General features: G+C 69.9%; 3 protein-coding genes. All 3 read left to right on the top strand.

Going from position 1 to position 2,794, the window contains the following annotated elements; all coding sequences use genetic code 11:
• Window positions 1–265 precede the first annotated feature (265 nt).
• The 3 genes from KS423_RS48680 (at window position 266) to KS423_RS42745 (ending at window position 2,778) form a co-directional block, all read left to right on the top strand.
• The gene (locus KS423_RS48680; protein WP_224285092.1) at window positions 266–346 is read left to right on the top strand and encodes a tryptorubin family RiPP precursor; all 81 of its coding nucleotides are present in this window, start codon (window positions 266–268) and stop codon (window positions 344–346) included.
• Between the two features lie 133 nt (window positions 347–479).
• Complete coding sequence (locus KS423_RS42750) at window positions 480–1,538, top strand: cytochrome P450 (RefSeq protein ID WP_224285091.1); 1,059 nt, start codon at window positions 480–482, stop codon at window positions 1,536–1,538.
• Window positions 1,539–1,542: 4 nt separating this feature from the next.
• A complete protein-coding gene (locus tag KS423_RS42745; protein WP_224285090.1) occupies window positions 1,543–2,778 on the top strand; it encodes a cytochrome P450 in 1,236 nt (411 codons plus the stop codon).
• Window positions 2,779–2,794 lie beyond the last annotated feature (16 nt).

Below are 2,794 nucleotides of genomic sequence, written 5' to 3'. Positions count from 1 at the left end.
CAAGTCGCCGAATCCGCCCGCATCATCCTCCACCTGTCCCGCCCCGGCACCCGACACCACCGGCCCGGCCCAGCGGTGTCACACCGCCGCAGGAGAAGAATCAGAAAATGCGCCAGCAAACCACCCATATCCCCAAGTCCCTCGACAAGAGCCTTCGCCAGAGGTGAACCTGATGGGGACCCGGCTGCGTGGATACGTCTGTAAGGCGACTGCAGAGTGGCCTTACGTTCACTCAGCCACCTGATAACGAAAGGGAGACCCCAAGATGAAGATCCTGTTCGCCATCCGTGACGCGTCCTTCGCCAAGAAGAGCCTGAAGGCCAGCGCTTGGTACATCTGGTACTAAGCCGGCTGATCGGTACCTCCGGTACCTGAACAGCTGATCCGCCCCCCGCCCCTGCCCCCTCGCGGCCTCCGCCGAGAGATCGGGCCCGGGGCGGGGGCGGAGACCGGCCCCGGCAAAGTCTCGGAGACATCACATGGCACTCTCCCCCGCCTCCGCCCGTTCGCGAAACACCGTGCTCTCCCCCCGACTTGAGGCCCTGCTCAGGGACCATCTAGGCAAGGACGCCGTCCGGCTCGAACCCGACACGATCGGGGTCGCCGGGCCCGAGCTCACCGACCGGATCCTCGCCGCCCGGCGCGCCACCGAGATCGAACGGCCCACATTCAAACCGCTGCACGGACGGTCGATCACCCGCACCGAGGCGTCCTCGGTGACGCGGACGATCGGCAGCGACGTGCGCGAGGCGCTGAAGGCCCCGCTGCCGCAGAACATCGACCTGTCCGGTCCGTGGCCGCTCACCGGACACCTCTTCCTGCGCGACCTCATCCTCGGTCGGGACCCGCGTCGGCTGCGGATCCTGATGAGCCGCAACCTCGAACTGACGCCGCTGCTCACCTGGTTGGTGATCTCGGCCGGCGCCGCACTGCCCGGTAGGCCCAAGCCCGGCGACGACCTCACCGAACTCGGCAGGCTCACCGCGAAGGCGGCCAACTACCAGGACCGCCGGTACGCGCTGGGCATGTACCGCCGAGCCGCCGCACCCGTCTGCTTCACCATCTCCACCCTGGTCGCGAACGCGCTCTGGCTCGGCTCGCCGTTCGACGACAGCACGCCGAACCGGAACATCATCTTCGAGTCACTGCGCCTGCTGCCGCCGTCGTGGAACATCCTGCGCCGCGCATCGCCCGAGTACCCCGCGCTCGATCCGCGGATCGGCGCGGGCGACGACATCCTCGTCCTGCCGCTGCTCTCACATCGCGACCCGGCGCTGTGGGAGGACCCGGACGAGTTCCGCCCGGAGCGCTGGGACCACCTCGACCCGGACAGCACTCCCGGCTACCTGCCGTTCGGGCACTCCTCCGAACGCTGCTGGGGCCGGCACATGGTGATGCCGCTCGCCGAACTGCTGCTGGACCAGATCCGGGCAGCCGGCCTGGTCGTCGACCCCGAGCAGCGGACCGCCAAGGTGCCACTGCTCGGTCTGCTCGGCGTCAGCGAGGTCCGCGTCCTGAAGGCACGCGATGCACACTGATCACATGCACACCGAACACGGCGCTACCGACCCGGAGTTCGCCGACGGCCGGTTCTACGCCGACCCGCACGCCGCGTACCGCCGCTGGCGCACCGAGGGCGGCGCCCGCAAGGTCCGGTTCGGCGGCGCGGCCGGACTCGAAGGCTGGGTCGTCACGGGCCACGCCGAGTGCCGGACCGCCCTCGCCGACCCCCGGCTGAGCAAGAAGGCCGTCACCGAGGCGTTCGCCCAACACGTCGGGAACTCCGAGGGCGGCCCGGGCCGCGACCTGATGACGCATATGCTCAACTCCGACCCCCCGGAACACACCCGACTTCGCAAGCTGGTCCAACAGGCTTACACCGGGCGGCAGGTGGCGACCCTACGACCGATGGTCGAGCGCCACGTCGGCGCACTGCTGGACCAGCTGGACGGGCTCGACTCGGCCGAGCTGATCAGCGAGTTCGCGCTGCCGCTGCCACTCGCGGTGGTCTTCGAGCTGTTCGGCGCGCCGCAGGCCGAACGGGAGAACCTCCAAGTCCGGGGCAACGCGGTCGATACCGGCCCGGAGGACGACGGCGGGGCGGACGGCGAGGTCTCGGTGGAGACCGCCGAAGGCATGGCGGACTACCTGCGCGCCCTGGTCGACCACAAGCGCACCCACCCGGGCGACGACCTGATCTCCGAACTGCTCGCCGCCCAGGCGGACGGCGACCGGCTGACCGAGGCCGAGATCACCTCGATGGCGTTCCTGCTCGCGATCGCCGGCCACCAGAGCACCGTCAACCTGATCGCGAACGGCATCCACGCGCTGCTCTGCCACACCGAGCAACTCGCGGCGCTGCGTGCGAATCCGGAGCTACTTCCCGGCGCGATCGAGGAAGTCCTGCGCTACGAGAGCCCGTTCAGCGTCGCCTCGCTACGCCGCACGACCGAGCCGGTGACCATCGCGGGCACCACGATCCCGGCCGGCGAGTTCGTCCAGATCGCGCTGCTCGCCGCCAACCGCGACCCGGCCGTCTTCGCCGACCCCGACCGCTTCGACATCACCCGCCCGGACGCCACCCGACACCTCGCGTTCGGCCACGGCATCCACCATTGCCTCGGCGCACAGCTGGGCCGGCTACAGGCCGAGGTCGCGTTCAGCGAACTGCTGCGCCGCTTCCCGGCCCTGCGCCTGGCCGAACCGGCCGCGGCCGCGCAGTGGCAGGAGAACCCAAGGCACCGGGGACTGCTCAGCCTGCGGGTGCTGCTGCACTGACGACGGCGGGCGGGTA

Origin of the sequence: Streptomyces sp. LS1784, from assembly GCF_020103755.1 — a bacterium.
Taxonomy (GTDB): Bacteria; Actinomycetota; Actinomycetes; order Streptomycetales; family Streptomycetaceae; genus Kitasatospora.
The sequence above is the reverse complement of the archived record's forward strand: the minus strand, read 5'-3'. Positions and strand labels throughout refer to the sequence as shown.